The sequence below is a fragment of the Halomonas sp. KM-1 genome (assembly GCF_000246875.1).
In the GTDB taxonomy this organism is placed as follows: domain Bacteria; phylum Pseudomonadota; class Gammaproteobacteria; order Pseudomonadales; family Halomonadaceae; genus Halomonas; species Halomonas aerodenitrificans.
Window position 1 is genome coordinate 26202 of the sequence record NZ_BAEU01000115.1, and the last position, 18830, is coordinate 45031.

General features: G+C 65.7%; 20 protein-coding genes. 8 read left to right on the plus strand and 12 right to left on the minus strand.

All coding sequences use genetic code 11. From position 1 onward, the window contains the following. Positions 1 to 19 precede the first annotated feature (19 nt). Complete coding sequence (locus B8115_RS12825; RefSeq protein WP_010628210.1) at positions 20 to 817, plus strand: amidohydrolase; 798 nt, start codon at positions 20 to 22, stop codon at positions 815 to 817. 97 nt (positions 818 to 914) lie between these two features. Here B8115_RS12825 and B8115_RS12830 read toward each other — a convergent pair whose 3' ends face one another. From B8115_RS12830 to B8115_RS12845, 4 genes are all read right to left on the minus strand, one after another. Next, positions 915 to 2174 (minus strand): NAD(P)/FAD-dependent oxidoreductase, encoded by a 1260-nt coding sequence (locus tag B8115_RS12830; protein WP_010628211.1) that lies wholly within the window; start codon positions 2172 to 2174, stop codon positions 915 to 917. Continuing rightward, a complete protein-coding gene (locus tag B8115_RS12835; RefSeq protein WP_010628212.1) occupies positions 2171 to 2731 on the minus strand; it encodes an OsmC family protein in 561 nt (186 codons plus the stop codon). Before B8115_RS12835 ends, B8115_RS12830 begins: the two co-directional genes overlap by 4 nt. A 248-nt stretch (positions 2732 to 2979) precedes the next feature. Continuing rightward, positions 2980 to 3528 (minus strand): DUF4242 domain-containing protein, encoded by a 549-nt coding sequence (locus B8115_RS12840; RefSeq protein ID WP_010628213.1) that lies wholly within the window; start codon positions 3526 to 3528, stop codon positions 2980 to 2982. Next, complete coding sequence (locus tag B8115_RS12845; protein ID WP_158409651.1) at positions 3525 to 5777, minus strand: hypothetical protein; 2253 nt, start codon at positions 5775 to 5777, stop codon at positions 3525 to 3527. Before B8115_RS12845 ends, B8115_RS12840 begins: the two co-directional genes overlap by 4 nt. Positions 5778 to 5948: 171 nt before the next feature. Here B8115_RS12845 and cysK point away from each other — a divergent pair, with 171 nt between their 5' ends. From cysK to B8115_RS12860, 3 genes are read left to right on the plus strand one after another with little or no spacing between them, the layout of a single operon-like run. Continuing rightward, positions 5949 to 7439, plus strand: coding sequence for a cysteine synthase A (cysK, locus tag B8115_RS12850; RefSeq protein WP_010628215.1), 1491 nt, complete (start codon positions 5949 to 5951; stop codon positions 7437 to 7439). 14 nt (positions 7440 to 7453) lie between these two features. Then, positions 7454 to 8038 carry a carboxymuconolactone decarboxylase family protein gene (locus tag B8115_RS12855; RefSeq protein WP_010628216.1) on the plus strand — a complete coding sequence of 195 codons (585 nt, stop codon included), beginning with the start codon at positions 7454 to 7456 and terminating at the stop codon, positions 8036 to 8038. Between the two features lie 51 nt (positions 8039 to 8089). After that, positions 8090 to 8434 carry a TfoX/Sxy family protein gene (locus tag B8115_RS12860; RefSeq protein WP_010628217.1) on the plus strand — a complete coding sequence of 115 codons (345 nt, stop codon included), beginning with the start codon at positions 8090 to 8092 and terminating at the stop codon, positions 8432 to 8434. A gap of 17 nt (positions 8435 to 8451) precedes the next feature. Here the strand turns inward: B8115_RS12860 and B8115_RS23940 are convergent, their stop codons facing one another. The 3 genes from B8115_RS23940 to B8115_RS12870 all read right to left on the minus strand — a co-directional run bounded on the left by B8115_RS23940 (position 8452) and on the right by B8115_RS12870 (position 10392). Next, on the minus strand, positions 8452 to 8598 hold the full coding sequence (locus tag B8115_RS23940; protein WP_238539219.1) for a hypothetical protein: 147 nt from the start codon (positions 8596 to 8598) through the stop codon (positions 8452 to 8454). Continuing rightward, the gene (locus B8115_RS23945; protein ID WP_238539220.1) at positions 8595 to 8858 is read right to left on the minus strand and encodes a VOC family protein; all 264 of its coding nucleotides are present in this window, start codon (positions 8856 to 8858) and stop codon (positions 8595 to 8597) included. Before B8115_RS23945 ends, B8115_RS23940 begins: the two co-directional genes overlap by 4 nt. Before the next feature lie 70 nt (positions 8859 to 8928). Beyond that, positions 8929 to 10392, minus strand: coding sequence for a sodium/glutamate symporter (locus B8115_RS12870; RefSeq protein WP_010628218.1), 1464 nt, complete (start codon positions 10390 to 10392; stop codon positions 8929 to 8931). Positions 10393 to 10562: 170 nt separating this feature from the next. On the opposite strand from B8115_RS12870, the gene corA reads away from it, so the two are divergent. The 3 genes from corA to B8115_RS12885 are packed head-to-tail and all read left to right on the plus strand — an operon-like array spanning position 10563 to position 13379. Beyond that, on the plus strand, positions 10563 to 11648 hold the full coding sequence (corA, locus tag B8115_RS12875) for a magnesium/cobalt transporter CorA (RefSeq protein ID WP_010628219.1): 1086 nt from the start codon (positions 10563 to 10565) through the stop codon (positions 11646 to 11648). A gap of 19 nt (positions 11649 to 11667) precedes the next feature. Beyond that, positions 11668 to 12441, plus strand: coding sequence for an AraC family transcriptional regulator (locus B8115_RS12880; RefSeq protein ID WP_010628220.1), 774 nt, complete (start codon positions 11668 to 11670; stop codon positions 12439 to 12441). A 41-nt stretch (positions 12442 to 12482) separates the two neighbouring features. Then, on the plus strand, positions 12483 to 13379 hold the full coding sequence (locus B8115_RS12885) for a DMT family transporter (protein WP_010628221.1): 897 nt from the start codon (positions 12483 to 12485) through the stop codon (positions 13377 to 13379). A gap of 57 nt (positions 13380 to 13436) precedes the next feature. On the opposite strand, the gene B8115_RS12890 is transcribed toward B8115_RS12885, so the two are convergent. Together B8115_RS12890 and B8115_RS12895 are read right to left on the minus strand one after the other, a co-directional pair. Then, a complete protein-coding gene (locus B8115_RS12890) occupies positions 13437 to 14882 on the minus strand; it encodes a GntP family permease (protein ID WP_010628222.1) in 1446 nt (481 codons plus the stop codon). Then, positions 14879 to 16108: a patatin-like phospholipase family protein gene (locus tag B8115_RS12895; RefSeq protein ID WP_010628223.1), complete on the minus strand. Its 1230-nt coding sequence runs from the start codon at positions 16106 to 16108 to the stop codon at positions 14879 to 14881. Before B8115_RS12895 ends, B8115_RS12890 begins: the two co-directional genes overlap by 4 nt. Positions 16109 to 16281: 173 nt before the next feature. Between B8115_RS12895 and B8115_RS12900 the strand changes: the two genes are divergently transcribed. Then, positions 16282 to 16467: a hypothetical protein gene (locus B8115_RS12900; RefSeq protein WP_010628224.1), complete on the plus strand. Its 186-nt coding sequence runs from the start codon at positions 16282 to 16284 to the stop codon at positions 16465 to 16467. Positions 16468 to 16544: 77 nt separating this feature from the next. Here the strand turns inward: B8115_RS12900 and B8115_RS12905 are convergent, their stop codons facing one another. The 3 genes from B8115_RS12905 to B8115_RS12915 form a co-directional block, all read right to left on the minus strand. Continuing rightward, the gene (locus B8115_RS12905) at positions 16545 to 17153 is read right to left on the minus strand and encodes an NADPH-dependent FMN reductase (protein WP_010628225.1); all 609 of its coding nucleotides are present in this window, start codon (positions 17151 to 17153) and stop codon (positions 16545 to 16547) included. A 39-nt stretch (positions 17154 to 17192) separates the two neighbouring features. Further along, positions 17193 to 18134 (minus strand): pirin family protein, encoded by a 942-nt coding sequence (locus tag B8115_RS12910; RefSeq protein ID WP_010628226.1) that lies wholly within the window; start codon positions 18132 to 18134, stop codon positions 17193 to 17195. Between the two features lie 99 nt (positions 18135 to 18233). Continuing rightward, complete coding sequence (locus tag B8115_RS12915; protein ID WP_010628227.1) at positions 18234 to 18809, minus strand: antibiotic biosynthesis monooxygenase; 576 nt, start codon at positions 18807 to 18809, stop codon at positions 18234 to 18236. Positions 18810 to 18830 lie beyond the last annotated feature (21 nt).

Here is an 18830-nt window from a genome sequence, read left to right on the forward strand (position 1 = left end):
CAAGAGTGAGGACGCCAGAGTGAAACAAGGATTCGACTGTCACGCCCACGTCTATGCGCAGGTGGAGGAGAACGAAGGCTCCAACTACCGGCCTTCACGGCCGGCGCCCCTGGATGAGTGGCAGCAGCACCTGATGACCTGCGAGCTTCGCGGTGGCGTGCTGGTGCAGCCAAGTTTCCTCGGCCATGACAATCGTGAGCTGCTGCGGATTCTCGGTCAGTTGGGCGAGGACTACCGCGGAGTGGTGCAGCTTCCCGCGGATACGAGCCTGACCGAGATGCGCCAGCTTGGCGCAGCCGGCATCGTCGGCGTGCGCTGGAATCTGATCGAGCGACGCCGTGAACTCCCCGACCTCAGCGATCCTCGATGGATCGATTTTCTCGACCGACTGAAGATTCTGGATTGGCACCTGGAGCTGCATCTCGAGGGAGACCGTCTGCCCGAACTCTTCCCAGCCTTGCACGAGCACGGCGTCAGCTTGGTGATCGATCACCTGGGTCTGCCCGTCGAGGCCGATCCCCGTGCCGATGCCGGGTTTCGTTTGCTGCTGGAAGCCGGGCGCTACGGGCGCACCTGGGTCAAGCTGTCGGCACCTTATCGTTCCCCCGTGCGAGACCTGCAGCCCCATGTGTGTGAGCTGCTGAACGAGCTGGGGCGTGAGCGCCTGGTATGGGGCAGCGACTGGCCCTGGACCCGCCATGAAGGCAAGCATGGCTACCGGGACACCCTCGACTGGCTGACCGACTGGGTCCGCGATGAGGACGACCGACGCGTTATCCTGAATGATTCTCCGCGCAGGCTGTTTCATCTCGACTGAGGATGGGTGGAGGGCGAAATCCAGAGCGAATGAAGACCCAGCCGCTCACACAGAGCGGCTGAGTCTTGGCGTTTTCAGGCCTAAACCAAGGGGAAGGTCAGAGCAATGCTGCCCTGGTGCGTTTTTTCGCCTTGGCCAACCAGGCGGCCAGGTGGGCGCTGAGTTCGGCGGCGTCGTCATCGGCGCCATGGATAGCGCCCGACTTGCGCCTTCGCATGAAGGGCAGGCCCATGGCGTAGAGGCCGGGGGCCACCACGCCGCCTTCGTGGCGCAGGCGTCCACGGGTATCGAACACCGGTACCTGGAGCCAGCGGAAGTCGGGACGAAAGCCGGTGGCCCAGAGCACCGTCTTGATCTCACCGGTAGCCAGGTCGAGGCCCAGGCAAGGCCGCGGTGGCACCCGGGTGGGCGCCGGGCGCTTCGGGGCGGGCAAAGCGTCGTGCCAGCCATGGGCAATGGCCCAGGCGTCCAGGTTGTCGAGCAGCCGCGACAGCTTGAGATCCGCCGCGGTGCAGTGAACGGCCAGCGAGCCCGAGAACTGCAGCCGGGTGCCGACCAAGCCGGCCAGCCGCCCCACCAGGCGCACGCCACGCCCGCTCAGTGTATTGAGGTCCAAATCTTGAGGCGCGGCACTGCCCAGCAACTGCGGCGAGGGTTGACGCCGGGTGCGGGCGAGATCTTCCACCTCATCGAAGCGTTGGTTGAGCAAGCCGGCATGCTCCAGCCACCATTGAATGTCACGGTCGCGATAGCGTCGCGGCAGGCGCAGGTGCTGCCCCACGGCCAGCGTGACGGGTCGACCGCTGCGCTGAAGCTCGTCGGCCAGCTGTACGCCGGTGGCCGAGGCGCCTACCACCAGCACGCCGCCTTCTGGCAGCTGCCCCGGCTGACGATAGGCATGTGGCGTCAGGCTCACGATCCATGGCGGCAGGGCTGCCGCCATGGCAGGCACGACGGGAAGCTGGCAGGCACCAGTGGCGATTATCGCCGCGCGGCAGCGCCATTCGCCCCGGTTGGTGACGATCCGGTAGCCGCCCTCCACCTGGCGTAGAGCGAGCACTTCGGTCGCGGTATGCAGCGGGGCCGAAAGGCCCCGTGCATAGTCATCGAGAAAGGCGATCAGCTCCGGCATGCTCATGAAGCCTTCTGGCTCCGGCCCGGTGTAGGCCTGCCCGGGCAGGCGGCACTGCCAGTTGGGCGTGAGTAGGCGCAGCGACTCCCAGCGCTCGTGGCGCCAGGCATTGGCCACCTCGCCGCGTTCCAGAGTCACGTGATCGATGCCGCGCCGGGCCAGGTGATGGCTCATGGCGAGCCCGGCGTGCCCGGCGCCGATGACCACGGCGGTGACGCTTTTCATTTCAGCTCGACCTTCACGTAGGTGGGGTTGGTCAGCAGGTCGTACACGGCCGAACGCTTCTGCGATTGGGCAAGCAGCGCCTCGATATCCGCACGGCTGGCATCGGCGTCGATCTCGAACGTCACGCGGATGTCGTCGAAGCCGTTGCGCACCTCAGGGTCCATGCCGAGGATGCCCTGGATGTCCATGTCGCCCTCCACCATGGCCTTGACCGAGCGCAGCTGGATGCCACGATGCTGAGCCACTGCTGCGACACCGGCGGTGAGACAGGCGGCCAGCCCGACGAGTACGTATTCCACCGGAGTGGGGCCGTGGTCTTGGGCAGCGAACACTTCGGGGTGGTCCGCCTGGTAGGTGAAGCGTGAGCGATGCCGCTGTGTTTCGCCGAGACCGTGGAAATCCTCGACGGCGATCTGGCTATGAGTGCCGCGAATCCAGTCGCAGTGAGCGCGCCAGATGAAGCGGGCGGCCTCCGGTGCCTGGGTCAGCGCTTCGCGGGCGCCCAGCAGAGCAGTGACGTTGACGCCGTTGTCGATCTGTTGAGTGGTGGTGTGCATGGAGCTCTCCTCGTATTGTTCTGGAAACACTGCACAAATGTCTGCGCGAGCGAATCACTGCGTTGCGCGGTGCGCGGAATCCTCACCTATACCCCATAGGCTCCGGTTCCTGTGCTCCGTGCGCCTTGCGCTTCATCTCGCTCGTCAATTCGTTCAGCGTTTCCTTTCTCGTCGTGGGTGACCATCAGCGGTCAGCTACGAGATTCGCTGGGGCACGTGAGACCCAGCGTGGGAGAGGGCGTGGTTTTTTAGAGCTGCGCCGTGGTATCGGCCGGTGCGATACGTTGAAAGGCCCAGATGCGGCTGACCGGCATGCCGGCCTGATGCTGGGCCAGGCGTACCGATTCGGCATCGGGCGCTTGGTAGAGGCAGTGCATGCGCTGCCGGTCGAGGGAGAAGTGGCTGCGCAGGAAACGCACGTGATGGTTGGACAGGCATGCGGCCCCGGCATTTTCCAGCGCCTGGATCGCCTCGAAGGTGACGGGGGCGGCGAAGTGGCGCTCGACCAGGACGTTGGCGGTCGCCAGATCCGCGGCTTTCAGGCCCGGCGCAGCATGCACGCTGCCGCCCCACAGTGAGCTGACGTCGGCACCTGCCTGGCGCAGACCGATACGCGCCGATTCCACGTCGGGCGCCTGAAAATGACAGATCAGGCGTTGCCCATCTCGTGCCAGCAGGCTTTCCTGCCATTGGATTCGATACAGATCGAAGCATGGCTGTCCTTCCAGAGTCAGGGCACGCACCACCTTCGGTCCGAGAGGGTGCGGGAGGCGGCGCTCCAGAAACACGTCGATCATGCTTCGTCCTCGGCAGCAGGTTGCTCCAGCAGCGTGTGACAGCGGCGCCTGACCCAGGCGGCGATGGGTTCCTGCAGCAGGGCTTCGGCGGTGCGGGCGTGCTCGCGCCGATCATCCTCGTCACCCAGGCGACGGGCGCATTCGGCCAGCAGGGCGTGGGCCAGCAGCTGCTCGCTGCGACGTTCGAGCACACGGGCATGCTCCAGGGCCTCGCCAGCTCGCTGCCGGGCCGTTTCGGTTCGAGCGCGGGCGAGATCGAGCCGTGCCGCCTGCAGCAGCAGCGTGGCCAGGCGATGGCGGGCATCGGCGTGGCGCAGGGTGACGAGTGCGACGCCGAAAGGGGCGGAGTCATCCTCGAGAGCATACGTACACAGGGCCGCGGCGGCGTCTGCATAAGGTGCCTCGCTGCCGTCGCGTAGGCGCTTGCCGAGTTCCTGCAGCTGGACGCAGCGCTCTTGGGCCTGCTGGTAATCGTCCCGCTCCAGGTCGATCAGCAGCAACGACTCCTGGGCCTGGAACTCGCCCAGTCGGTCGCCCATGGCCTTGCACAGGGTACGCGCCTCTCGAAAGTAGCTCGCCGCTTTGTCGAAGCGGTCCTCATGCAGGCTGAGCAGGCCTTGGGCCAGGGGAATGGCGGGATAACCGATGTGCTGCCGAGTGGCCAGTTCGCGTGCCTGCTCGAGCAGATCGGCCGCCTGGCCAAGGTCGCGCTCCAGCATGGCCAGACAGCGCGCGGTTTCCGCCATGGCGATGACCTGCTCGCGGTCGTCGCCGCAGCGGGTTGCGCGCTCCGCCTGGAGAGTCTGCTCATGGGCGTCGCTCCACTGGCCATGAGCCCAGCGGATATGGCTGGCCAACTGATAGCCGAGCCGGGCGTGGGCGAGGGCACCGTGTTCCAGCGCCTGCTCGGCCAGTGTCACCACTGTGCCGGCGCCGGCCTCCCAGTCTGCCAGGGGAGCGGCGCTGTAGAGGATTTCGTGCAGTTCGATGGCGAGACAGACACGCCGGGTGCCGGTCATGCCATCGCTCAGCGCCAGGCCCTGCTGGGCGAAGCGCTGGGCTTCCTCGTTGGCGCAACTGCGCAGACAGAAGCGTCCGGCTTCGATCATGGCTCGGGTTGCCAGGTCGAGGTCGCCGCTGGCCTGGGCGTGATGTACCAGGCAATTAGCCTGTTGCATGTCGTTGAGGGGGCCAGCGGCCAGCCATTCGGCGATGCGTCGATGCATGGTCTGGCGGCGTACCGGGGAAATGGCATCGTACAGCTCGGCGGCCATGGCGCTGTGCGTGAAGCGCAGGCCTTGAGCATCGATGGAGAGCCACTGGTGGCGCTCGGCCACTTCCAGGGCGATACCGAGACGATTGGTATCGAGCCCCGAGACCTGGCTCAGGGTGGTGAAATCGGGATCCGGCGCCAACAGCGCGGCCCAGCGCATCACTTCCAGGGCGTCGCCCGTCAGGTCCGGGTGGATTCTCTCTAATACGGGGGATTGGGAATCCGCGGTATCGACGTTCTCTGACAAAGGCGTGGGCGAGGGCTTCGCCCGCCAGGCACGCAGCAACTGACCGTTGAGCGGCAGGCCCGCCTCGCGGATGAGCCGCACACCCAGTTGCAGCTGTTGTTCGGCCTCGCGCGGCCGGTGCAGTGCCAACAGCAGACGCACCAACTGCGCACGCGCCGTTTCATTGAAGGGAGCCAAGCGTACCCAGGCATGAGCATGAGGCAGGGCCTGCTGCGGAGAGTTGGCGAGACGCTCGACCAGGGTCGTCAGCAGGGTCGTCTGGGCGCGTATGGCAGCTTCGCGTTCGGCCAGGCACCAGCCGTGGAAGTCGTGAAAACGGTCCAGGTCCAGCCCCTCCAGAAAGGGGCCACGGTAGCGAGTGGCAGTATGCTCGAGCGCTTCGATATCGGCCTCAGCCAAGCCGCCGTTGCACAGTGCATGCAGGCCGGCCACATCGACGTCGATGTCGGAGGTATCCAGGCACACGCCAAGCCGGTCGGCTCGCAGTCGTAGTCGACCCGGTGTGTCCACCAGTCGGCGTAACTTCGACAGGCTCCAGCGCAACGAGCCGCGGGGATCGTCGGGAAGCTCCCACAGCAGGTCGCATAGGTGCTCACGGCTAAGGGGACGGGAATGACGGGCCAGGTAGGCGAGCAGGGCACGGGTCTTGCGCGAAGGCGGCAGCGACAATACCTGCCCGTCCCGAATGACTTCGAGATCGCCAAGCAGGTTGAGGGTCAGCGTGTTCATGTCCGGACCCGGTGATGTCACGCTAGCAGTATAGTCGCCGATCGTGCCGGGCTGGCCTGTCATTTACAGGTTCGTCTTCAAGCACGTCGCCAGAAAAACCACGCTGGCTCACACGCCGGCTTCCTCGGCATGGGGCGAAGCTGTCGGCATGCCCACCCGAGGAGTTTGATCATGACCCGCTACGCCAGCATTCTGGAAACCATCGGCCGTACCCCGCTGGTGCGACTCGCCCGGCTTGCGCCGCCGACGGTGAACGTGCACGTGAAGGTGGAGGCCTTCAACCCCATGGGCTCGGTCAAGGACCGCATGGCGCTGGCGGTGATCGAGGCGGCCGAGCGCAGCGGCGACCTGCGCCCGGGCCAGACGGTAATCGAGGCCACCAGCGGCAACACCGGCATCGGCCTGGCCATGGTCTGCGCACGCAAGGGCTACCCGCTGGTGGTGACCATGGCGGAAAGCTTCAGCCTGGAGCGGCGTCGGTTGCTGCGTTTCCTCGGTGCCCGCGTGGTGCTCACGCCGGCAGCCGAGAAGGGCAGCGGCATGCTGGCCAAGGCAATCGAACTGGCAGAGAGGCACGGCTACTTCCTGTGCCGCCAGTTCGAGAACGAGGCCAACGCCGAGGTGCACAGCCGCACCACGGCAAGGGAGATTCTCGACGACATGCAGGGCGAGCCGATTCATGCCTGGGTCAGCGGCTTCGGCACCGGCGGCACGCTCAAGGGGGTGTCTCGGGTGCTCAAGGCAGCCGATCCGCGTATTCGCGTCGTCGTTGCCGAGCCCGACAACGCCCCGCTGCTGGGCAGCGGCGAGGCGCAGCCGGCTGGCGCCAGCCATCCTCGCTTCCGTCCTCACCTGATGCAGGGCTGGAGCCCCGATTTCATTTCGCCGCTGACCCAGCAGGCGGTGGCCGCCGGCATGGTGGACGAGGTCGTGCCGGTGGCCGGGGAGGAAGCGCTGAGGCTGGCCCGTGAGCTGGCCCGCAAGGAGGGCATCTTCGTCGGCATTTCCGCCGGCGCGACTCTGGCCGCGGCCCTTGAGGTGGCTCGGCGAGCGCCGGCCGGCAGCCATATCGTCTGCATGCTGCCCGACACCGGTGAGCGCTACCAGTCCACCCCGCTGTTCGAGGGCATCGAGGACGAGATGAACGAGGAGGAGCTGGCGCTGTCGCGCTCCACGCCCGGCTGTCGTTTCGATGTGCCCGCGCCACGTCCGGTCGCCGTTGCCGCACCCCGGGCCGTACAGCCAGCGGATACGGCGCGCGATGTCGAGGCTGAGCGATGCCTGGATGAGTGTCTGGCCCAGGCACCGGTAGTGATGTTCTCTCTTGCCTGGTGCGAGTTCTGCTGGGCGGCGCGCAAGCTGTTGGCCAGGCTTGGGGTCGATTACCTGAGCGTGGACCTCGATTCGCCTGCCTATCAGGCCGGCGACATGGGGGTGCGCCTGCGCCCGGTGCTGGCGCGGCGTTGCGGAGGGCCGACCATCCCGCAGATCTTCATCGACGGTCAATCCATCGGTGGCTGCAGCGAACTGTTCGAGGCATGGCACGACGGCAGCCTGGGCCGTCACCTCGCCGCGTGCGGTGTCGCATATGACGCCGAGGCCATCATCGACACCCAACTGCTGCTGCCGGCCTGGCTGCATCCACGTTCCGTCACGGCCTGAGAGGAGACACGCACATGAGCTATATCGAGACGATTGCCCCCGAGCAGGCCGAAGGCGAGGTGCAGGCCATGTATCAGCGCCAGCGGGCACACTTCGGCTATCTGCCCAACTATGCCCGGCTGTTCTGTCATCGCCCCGAAGTGATGAAGGCCTGGGCGACGCTGATCGCCACCATCCGCCGCCCCATGGAGTCGCGCCGCTACGAGTTGGTGACCGTTGCCGCCGCCCGGGCCCTGGGCAATTCCTACTGCTCGTTGGCCCATACCAAGTTCCTGGCGGAGCTGGTGGGCATGGAGGCCACCCAGGCCATGCTACTCAGTGAGGAAGGCTCGCCCGGCCCGGTCGAGCGCGACATCATGGCCTTTGCCGCCAAGGTGGCCTGTCGCGCTCAGGAGGTCAATGCCGCGGATATCGAAGCGTTGCGCGCCCATGGGCTTGCCGACGACGAAATATTCGACATCGTCGCCGTGGTCGCCGGGCGCGCTTTCTTCACGCGCATTCTCGACGGTCTGGGGGCCGAGCCGGATACCGCCTACCGCGAGCTGCCATCCAAGCTGGCCACGGCGCTCTGCGTGGGCAGGCCGATTGCTTTGAGCTGAGCTGGTCGTAAGCCAGAATGACGGAGAACCCATAGGCATGGAGGAGATGCCGTGAGCGAATATACGGATTCGCTGCGCGACGTGTTCGAGCTGTTCGGTCCCATCACCGCGCGGCGCATGTTCGGCGGGCACGGCATCTATCACGATGGCCTGATGTTCGCACTGGTGGCCGACGAGACGCTCTATCTCAAGGTCGATGCGCACAACCTTGACGACTTCGAGCGCGAGGGGCTCGAGCCGTTCGAGTACGACAAGGGTGGCAGGGTGGTGCAGATGTCCTATTACCAGGCGCCGGAGGAGTTGTTCGAGGACCGCGAGCTGGCTGCCGTCTGGGCACGCCGCTCCTTCGAGGCCGCCCTACGCGCTCAGGCGGGCAAGCGCAAGACGAAATCCTGAGGCCCGGCTGTTGATGCTCAGATGGTGGGCGGCCCCTTGAGCTCGACGGTGTTGCCTTCAGGGTCTTCGAGGTAGAGCGAGGGGCCGGTGCCCTCAGCGCCATAACGCTGCTGAAGTTCGCCAGCCTCGATGCCGTGCGTGGTCAGGTGTCGGCGAATCGTCACCTCGTCGAAGGGCTCCAGGCGCAGGCAGAAGTGATCGAGATTGCGCCCCTCGCGGCCCGGGAGACGCCACCACGCTGCCCAAGCGGGCCTGCCACGGGTACCAGGTCGATCAGGCTGCGTCCGGCGCGCAGTTGAATCAGGCCGATCTCTTCCTGACGCTTCTCCACCGTGCAGCCCAACACGTCGCAGTAGAAGGCGAGCATGGCGTCGGTGTCGCGGATGCGCAGCACCAGATGATCGATCCCTTGGATTGGCAGCATGCTTTTCCGCTTCTCATGAGGAGTCCATCGACACTATGGCTCAGGTGACTGACACGCTCCAGGTCTTCATTCATCCCCATCGTCCCCGCCCTCGCTCCGGTACCATACGGCCGAAGTAGAGCAGGCCGAAGATCAGCCAGGCCACGGTGAGTATCAGCGTGAAGCCAAGCACGGTGGGCGCGCCGAACTGGGCAATGAGCGGTAGCGACGCCGCCGTGAACAGCCCGCCGCCGACCACCGGTTCGAACATCAGCTGCTTGTAGCCGAAGCTTTCGAACGCGCCGGAGCGGTTCTTGGGGTCGGCCATGCGCATCAGCAGCAGGCCGGTGACGGTCACGCCCATGGACTGGCCGAAGTCGCCGATGCCGCGCTCGAACCAGTTCTCGGGGATCACCCGCGGGGCGATCACGATCAGTACGAACAGCGACCAGCCGACGCCCGCCAGTGCCAGTAGCAGGAACGGGATGAAGTGCTCGCCCAGGGCGGTGAGCGACAGCGTGGCCAGTGCCGCGACGATGGTGAAGTCGAGGGCGGTGCCGGCGATGCGGGCCATGGTGCGGCTGGAGACGTGGGGTTCGAGGCCGAAACGCGTCACGCACAGCTGCACGATCACGCCACCGATCATGGCGATGGGGAACAGCGGCACGTGGGCGAGAATCTCCAGGCCGTCGTTGCGCGCCCAGGTCTGCTGCTCGACCCATTGCAGGGCGGAAAGGATCAGCCAGCCGATGGCAATGGCGATGCCGACCAGGCCGATGTGCAGGCTCAGCGGATCGGCGGTTTCCTCTTCCTGGGCCAGGTCCTTCTTGAACTCGCTGTACTCCTCGGTAGGCGGCAGTTCGTTCTCCTCGCCCTGGGACATGGATTGGGCTTCGTCCAGCGCCTCCGAGGTCTTGCGCGTCTTGTCCAGGCTGATGACCCCGCGCCGGGCCGCGATGTTGATCATCAGCGTACCGATCAGCACGCCCGAGACGATGCCCACGGTGGCCAACCCCAACGCCAGGTCGGCGCCCTCCTCGAAGCCGAGCTCGGCGAAGGTGTCGGCCATGCCGGCAGCGGTGCCGTGGCCGCCTTCGAAGCCGATCTCGATCAGGGCGCCGGCCATGGGGTTCATGCCGAACACGGGCGCGAGAATGAGAATGGCCAGGGTCAGGCCGACCACGTACTGGCCCCAGGCCATGGTTTGGCCCACTACCACCTGCGGCCCGGCGCGCATCCAGATGGTGCGCAGCCCGGGGATCGGTCGGCCGATGAAGAGCGCGGCAAACACCACGTTGATCAGCAGGCCAGGCAGGGCGGCCCAGCTTTCGAAGACGTATTCGGGAAACAGGCCGGCGGCTTCCTCGAAGGGCGCCGTTACCGCGCGGCCCGCCACCTCCGGGCCGAGCAGCAGCAGGATCGCACCGCCGATCACCGAGCTAGGCAGGAACAGACGCCGCAGCCAGGGCGAAACGTTGCGGATGGCATTGCTGGCCAGCAGCACCAGCGAGATGAGCACCAGGGCAATGAAAAGCTCGCCCACCGTCATGGTCATGTCGTTCTCCTTCCTTGGGCTGGCTTCCTTTTACCTCATGCCACGTTACAGACTAGCTGAATTTCGTTGCTCCGCTGAACCGGCGGACGTGCCAATGCCGTCCAGGATTCGTGGTGGCGTCAAAGCGTGTCAATATGGGTAGGGCCGAATCGCCTAGGATCGACATCCACATGACCCGACTGTTCAAGAAGCACTATCACCCAGCCGGCACCGCCCCGGGTACGCTGCGCGAGCTGACGCTGGAGCAGGCGGCTCTGCTGGCGCCGGCCACCTATACGCTGGCCCGTCGTGAAGCGGGGCGCTGGGGCGAGCCTCATGAGATCGCACCTGAGGCCACCCCCGGCGTCGATGCGCAAGAGCCGCTGTGCTGGATGCACGTGCAGGGCGTGCCGACGGCAGAGGAACTGGAACTGTTGGGTGACCGGGTCGGGATGCATCCGCTGGCGCAGGAGGACATTCTCAACGGTGGGCAGCGGCCCAAGGTGGAGCGTTTCGATGAGACGCTGGTGGTGTTCCTCGGCATTCCGGAGCTGGACGATGAGGGCGATCTGCATCTCTACCAGCTGGCACTGTTCATGGGTGGCAACGTCATCATCAGCTTCATGGGCGGGGCGCTGGATCCTTTCGTCGTCTTTCGGCGGCGGCTCAAGGAACGTGGCGGCCGGGCGCTGGGCGAGGCGGATGACTTGCTCTATGGCCTGCTCGACGCCGCCGTCGACCACGCCTTTCCGGTGCTCGACAGCGTGGGCGAGCGCATCGAGGAGCTCGAGGTGGAGATTCTCGACCGCCCCGACAGCTCGACCCTGGAGCACCTGCATGGGCTGAAGCGCGAACTGATCATGCTGCGACGTTACCTATGGCCCACCCGCGAGGTGATCAACCAGCTGCTGCGCGATCATGACGATCTCTTCACCCCCGACACGCGGCTCTGGATGCGCGACATCTACGACCATACCGTGCAGGTCATCGATCTGGTGGAGAGCTATCGCGACATGACGGCCAGCCTGCTCGACGTCTACCTCTCCAGCATGAGCAATCGGCTCAACGAGAGCATGCGTACCCTGACCATCATCGCCACCGTGTTCATGCCGCTGACCTTCATCGTCGGCGTGTACGGCATGAATTTCGAGAATCCCGACAGCCCCTTCGCCATGCCCGAGCTGGGCTGGTACTGGGGCTATCCTATGGTGTGGGGTGTGATGATTGCCGTCGGAATAGGAATGGTGGTGTGGTTCAAGCGCAAGCGCTGGTTCTAGGTGCCGGGATGGATATGTCATGGACAGCCCCCTCGTCGAAACTCGTAGCTATCCCGATCGTGAACTGAGCGACCGTCACGGCTTTCACCAGCTGCTGCTGGGTCTCGACGGTGCCCTGGAAATCGAAGCGGCGGGGCGACTCATTCACGTGACCCGCGGCGTGCTGGCTCCGGTGGCCAGCGGTGACCTGCATCATTATCTGGCGCCGGGAGACAACCGTGTGCTGGTGCTCGACCTGCCCGAGGCTTGGTGCGAGGCGCTGGTCCTGGATGGCCTGTTCGAGGGCCCGGCCCGGCGCCTGCCTGAGGCACTGATGGCACGGGGCGAGTGCCTGCGTAAAGCGAAGATGGGGGAGTCCGGCCAGGCCCTGGCCCGCTGGCTCGAGCTGGCGCTTGAAGCCGGCGGCCGTAGGCTGGTACCGCCGCGGCTCAAGCTGCTCGATCTGTTACCCGCCATGCGCGCCGACCTGGCACACACCTGGCGTGTGGCCGAGATGGCCCGCCGCTGCCACCTGGCCGAGGCCGTCTTCGCCCGCCAGTTTCGTGCGCTGACCGGCCTCTCGCCCCACGAATGGCTGGTACGACAGCGCCTGTCGCGTGCCTGTGAGCTGCTCCAGGTCGGTGGTGCCTCGCTCACCGAGGTGGCTCTGGCCTGTGGCTTTGCCGACAGCGCACACTTCTCGCGCAGCTTCCGCCGCCAGCACGATGTCTCGCCGAGTGAGTGGCGGCGCCTAGTGGCTTCGGGCGGCACCTCGAAAAGAGGTCAGGATTCGACAAGCCGCGTCTCGATCTGAAGCCCATGCTGTGGCCTCGACAACACTGACGAGGTCTCATCATGTCCGCTTTGACCCGACGACAGGCTACGGCCATCGGGGCCACCACCATTCTCAACTGGGCGTTGCTCGCCACCCTGACTCAGCTCTCGGGGCCGGTGCCGCCGTTCCTGCTCACCGGGCTGGCCTTCAGCATAGCCTTTCTCTGTTTTTTCGCCTGGAGCCTGGCGCGTCGTGAGTCGTTCACGGCACCGCTGCGTCAGGCGCCTTCGGTGTGGGCGCTGGGAGTGGGCGGGCTGTTCGGCTATCACGCGCTCTACTTCGTCGCCCAGCAGAATGCGCCGCCGGCCAATGCGGGGCTGATCAGCTATCTGTGGCCGCTGCTGATCGTGCTGTTCGTCGGCCTGTTGCCGGGAGAGCGCCTGCTGCCCAGGCACGTGGTGGGTGGGCTGCTGGGCTTTGCCGGGGCGGCGCTGTTGATCGGCGGCGATCTGGGCGCCGGCGGCAGCGCGCTGGGCTATGGGGCGGCCTTCGCCTGTGCCCTGGTGTGGAGCGGCTATTCGGTACTGTCGCGAGCCAAGAAGGCGGTGCCGACCAGCGCCGTGGGTGGCTTCTGCCTGGTCACGGCGCTGCTGGCCTTCGCCTGTCACGGCCTGTTCGAGGTGGCGCGCTGGCCCCAGGGCATCGAGTGGCTGGGTGTGGTCGGGCTGGGCCTAGGGCCGGTGGGCAGTGCCTTCTTCACCTGGGACATTGGCGTCAAGCACGGCGACCTGCATCTGCTCGGGCTGTTGGCCTACGCCACACCGCTGCTCTCCACGCTGGTGCTGATCGTGGCCGGCTACGCCGAGGCCACGCCGCTGCTGGCCCTGGCGGCAGGCGTGATCACCCTAGGCATGCTGGTTGGTAGCGGCGCGCTGGTGCGCCGCAACAGGCGGGAAACCCCCGTGCGCTCCGCCTGAGTCGGGCGCACGGGGGCTGGGACGAGCCGCCAAGCACGAGTCGTTCAGAACGAGCCGTTAAAAGGAACCCACCAGCGAGCCCACCAGGATCAGCAGGATCAGCGAGATGATCGGCCCCACCACGGCCACCGCGGCGATGTCCAGATAGGCCTGGCGGTGCGTCAGCCCGCAGATAGAGAGCAGGGTGATCACCGCGCCGTTGTGGGGCAGGGCGTCCAGGCCGCCGGTGGCCACGGCGGTAACCCGGTGCAGTAGATCGGGTGAGATGCCGGCCGCCTGGCCCATGGCCAGGTAGGTGTCGCCCAGGGTGGAGAGCGCGATGCTCATGCCACCGGAGGCGGAGCCGGTCATGCCCGCCAGCAGGTTCACGGCGATGGCCAGCGAAATGAGCGGATTGTCGCCGCCGGCGGTGGTCACCCAGGCGCTGATGGCATCGAAAGCCGCCAGCGAGGCGATCACCGAGCCGAAGCCGACCAGGCTCGCGGTGTTGAAGATCGGCAGCAGCGAGGCATTGGCGCCGCTGTCCAGCGAGGCGGTAAGTTGCTGTAGGCGCGACCAATTGAGCGCGATCAGTACCAGAATTGAGAACACCAGCGCGGCGATGACCGACCACACGCCACGTACCGATTCGATGCTGGTGGCGCCGTAGACCGGATCCGCCAGGTAGCCGGTGTCCATGGCCGGGATGACCACGGTGGTGAACAGCAGGTTCAGCGCGATCACCAGCACGATGGGCAGCAGTGCCAGAGGCAGGCTGGGCAGCCCGCTGCGAGGCTGAGGCTGGACCTCGGCCAGGTCGAAGCCTTCGCCGGCCGCACGCTCGCGCAGGTGATCGTGCGGGGTGGGCTCGCTGTCATGCTCGCCGTAGCCTTCGCCCGCTGCTCGTGCCTGCCTGGCGCGGTAGGTGAGCCAGGCCTGGCCCAGGCCCAGCATGATCAATCCGGTCATGATGCCGAGCCCCGGGGCGGCGAAGGGCGAGGTGCCGAAGAAGGGCATCGGGATGGCATTCTGGATCGCCGGTGTGCCGGGCAGCGCCGTCATGGTGAAGGTGAAGGCACCCAGGGCGATGGTGCCGGGGATCAGTCGCTTGGGCAGGTCGGCCTTGCGAAACAGTGCTGCGGCGATGGGGAATACGGCGAAAGCCACCACGAACAGCGACACGCCGCCGTAGGTCATCACCGCACAGGAAATCACCACGGCGAGAATGGCACGGCTCTCGCCCAGACGCTCGACGATGGCACCGGCCAGCACCTCAGCGCTGCCGGAGTCTTCCATCAACTTGCCGAAGATGGCCCCCAGCAGGAACAGCGGGAAGAAGCTGACGATGAAGTTGCCTGCCGAGCCCATGAACACCTGGGTATAGCTGGCCAACAGCGGCGTATCCACCGACACCAGCGCCACCAGGGCGGCCAGCGCCGGGGCCAGAATCAGCAGGCTCAGGCCGCGATAGGCCAGGTACATCAGCAGGACCAGCGCAACGACGATGGCAAGAATGCCGCTCATGACTCGTCTCCTTTGCCAGTCTTCGTGCTGGAGTCATTGCGGCTGGGCGCCTTGCCGGTGGATGCCTTGCTGGTGGAGGCCTTGTCGGTGGGCTGCTTGTCGGCAGGCAGCCTGGCACTGGGCTCCTCGGCGCTGGGCTTGTCCTGCTCGGCCGCGGCGACGTCCTGGCTCGTGCCGCTGGGGCGGGCGAGCGGGCGGAAGGTATCGCTGAACACGGCATTGAGATCGAAGGTGGAGCACTGCCCCAGCTTGTCGAAGTTCTCCTTCAGCCACAGATCGGCCCAGCCGCGCCCTTGGCGGTAAAGGCGGGAGACGAAGTCCCACTGGGCGTTGAGTTTGCTCGAAGCACTCAACTGCTCCACTTCCTTCTCGGCATGAATCAGGTGCAGGCGCATGGAGCGGTAGCGCTCCACCTCGAGCCCTTCGGCATCGATCAGCTGCTGCAGCAACTGAATACTGCGCAGCTCCTTGATCAGGCTGGTATTGAAGGTGATCTCGTTGATGCGGTTGATGATGTCACGGGCGCTGTCGGGCAGTGTCTGGCGGATCAGCGGGTTTACCTGGATCACCACCAGGTCCTGACAATCCATGTCATCCACCAGCGGGAACAGCGCCGGATTACCGCTGTAGCCGCCGTCCCAGTAGGCTTCGCCGTCGATTTCCACCGCCGGGAACATGAATGGCAGGCAAGCCGAGGCCATGACGGTGTCCACGGTGATCTCGGGCTGGCTGAAGACCTTGGCGCGCCCGGTACGAACGTTGGTGGCGGTGACGTACACCTTGGCCTTGCGGCAGGCATTCACCCGTTCGAAGTCGACCAGCTTGCACACCAGGTCGCGCAAGGGGTTGAACTTCATCGGGTTGAGCTTGGACGGGGCGATGAGCTGGGTGAGGCTCTCGAACATCAGGTAGCTGGGGGAGTTGTCCAGGCTGCTGTTGCCCATCAACTGGTCCCATGGTGTCGGCTGGATGGGCGAGAAGCGTGCCGCGTCGCTGACGCCGCTCCAGAAATCGTGCAGCGCCTGGCGCGCTCCCTCACGCCCGCCGCGGTGCAGCCCATCGGCCAGCACCACGGCATTCATCGCTCCTGCACTGGTACCGCTGACGCCGTCGATCTCCAGCCGCTCCTCCTCCAGCAGCCGGTCCAACACTCCCCAGGTCAGGGCGCCGTGTGAGCCGCCGCCCTGCAGGGCGAGGTCGATGTGCTTGCGTTCTTCCTTGGCCATAACAACTCCTGCGTCATTTATGTTGCATTGCAGTATAACGACTCCATTAGCGATTGGCATGCCGAGTGAAGTGAAATTTCGGCGGAATGTTGAACTAAAGTCTAATGATGTGGATAATGTGAAAAATACTTCCACAAACGATGCGGAGGCGGTTCCGAGAACCGTAATTCATCATGAATACACTACGTTTCCCCACCATCTGGGATTTGCCGCTGCCGAGCCGCCGTGACCGGGGCCTTGCCGAGAGCGAAACGGCCCCCGTCACCGAACGGTTCCTGACCATCTGGGACGTTCCGCTGCGCGCCACTAAAGCCAAGCGCAAGCGTGCTGCACGCAAGCTGCCCAAGTTTTATCTGTAAGGACAAGTGGCTGCCAAAAAGGCGTCCATGCTGACCGGCATGGGCGCCTTTTTCGTCTGTGGTTGAGTGCTTGCCTATCACTCCTCTCTGCTGGGGTCGGTCGCTTGCAGCTTGGCCAGTGTCGTCACCAGGCGCCGGCACAGGGCGTCGAGGCGCTGCCGCTGGCTCTCGTCCACCAGCTCGCCGGCTTCGTTGAAGGCCTGGGCGGCGCGGGGAATCGCCAGCGGATTGGGCAGCACGGTCACGCCGAGGTTGCCCAGCAACTGGCGGAGCAGGGCGAGGCTGCGCATGCCGCCGAATGCCCCCGGCGAGGCGGAAAACACCGCCGCCACCCGCTCGGCGAACAGTGCCAGGCCGCTGTTCTCACCGTCCGAGCGAGACATCCAGTCGAGCGTGTTCTTCATCAGTGGCGTGATGAAGCCGTTGTACTCCGGTGAGGCGAGCAGCAGCCCCTGATGTTCGGCGAGCAGGGCCTGGAGGCTGCGGGCATTGGCGGGCAGGCCTTCGCGACTTTCCAGGTCGCCGTCGTAGAGCGGCATCGGGTAGTCGCGCAGGTCGATGAAGGTGGCCAGGCCGCCGACGTGCTCGACTCGCTCAGCCGCCAGGCGGGCGAGGCGCTTGTTGAAAGAGTTCTCTCTGGCGCTGCCGGCGAAGACCAGTATGCGCGGTGGCGTATAGGTGGTCATGAGTGCCTCTCTTCAGGTGGCGGGGAGGGGAAGCCGTCTTCAGGCCTGCCAGGGCAGCGGCGGCGGCTCCAGGCGCTTGCCATCGAACTGGGGAATGCTGCCGAAGCGCTCGCTGCCGGCTTCCCAGTCGCGTTGGGCCTCGATGATCTCGGCCTTGCTGTGACCGACGAAGTTCCACCAGATCAGGATCTCCTCGCCCAGCGGTTCGCCGCCCACCAGGATCGCACGTCCACCTGCCGGCAGTTCGATGGTGACGTCGCGGCGTCCGCGCCCAAGGTAAGCCAGCTCGTTGGTGGCGAAGCGTTCGCCTGCGATCGCGAGTTCGCCTTCCAGCGGCAGCAGGCCGTACTCGAACTCCTCATGTAGCGGCAGCTCCAGCGCGCCGCCCGACGAGGCCGCCAGATCCAGACCCACCAGCGGCGAAAAGGCCAGCGTCGGTGCGCGGTGGCCGCCGAACTCCCCGGTGAGCAGAGTCATCTCGACGTCGCCTTCGCGCCACTGCGGCAGTGTCGGATAGTGGTCGAAGCGCGGGTCGGTGCGACGATGGGCGTCGGGCAGGGCGATCCAGAGCTGGGCGGCATGCAGGTGCGACTCGCCGGGTACCGACTCCTCGGTGTGACTGATGCCGCGACCCGCCGTCATCAGGTTGACCTGACCGGGGCGAATCACCTGCTCGTGACCCAGACTGTCACGATGCAGCACTTCGCCCTCGATCATCCAGGTGAAGGTTTGCAGGCCGATGTGCGGGTGGGGGCCGACTCGCAGGCCGCGTGAGTCGCCCTTGAACACCGCCGGGCCGGCGTGGTCGAGGAAGCACCAGGCACCGATCAGGCGTCGATGACGCGAAGGCAGCACACGGTTGACGGGGATGCCGCCCACGTCGGCGCTGCGCGGTGCGACATGCTGCACCTGGCGTTTGCCGTCGACGATTGGGCAATCGAGGGATGAGGAGAGGTCGGCTTCGTTGACGAGATTGCTCATTGTCGTTTTCCCGGGAAGGATGAAGTGGGCAGGAGGGGCGGCGCTTGTTTCAGCATAGGCTTTGGCCGTTCGCCCTGCCTGAGAGAGGATGCTCATGACTCAACGGAACAGCCAGGGCGCCACCAGTTTCACCACTCGGGGCATGACGAGGTAGACCACCAGCGCGACGATGGTGGCGGCGACCAGGCCGTGACGAATGCCCCAGGTGCCGAGCAGCGGCAGCAGGCCGAAGAGCGGTTGCCACAGCAGCGGTACGATGATGGTCAGCGGCCAGATCACCGATGTGGTCACCAGCCACTGTTTCCAGCGCGTTGGCTGCCTGCTGGCGGGTGTGGGCGGGGTGAACCAGTAGTCGATGCCGCTCACGATCTCCACCCGCTCGGCCTGTTGCAGTTCTCTCTGAATGGTCGCCATGAGCTCACGGCGTTCGGCTGACTCCCGCCAGCGTCGGGCGTCGTCGTCGCTGGCGAAGCGCACGGCGATCTCGTAGTCGTGATGACCTTCGGGAGGGCGCAAAATGTGTACCCCCTGATGGCCGGGGAAACGCCCAGCGGCCTCGATGATCTGGCGCAGCCAGGTCTCGTAGCGATCCGCGGCACCGAGCCGCACGCGGTGGTGGATCTTAATGGTTGCCCCGTCGCAGTGGTCGACGGGGTGGAGTTCGTTGCTGGACATGACACCTCCTGGGCAGGCCGA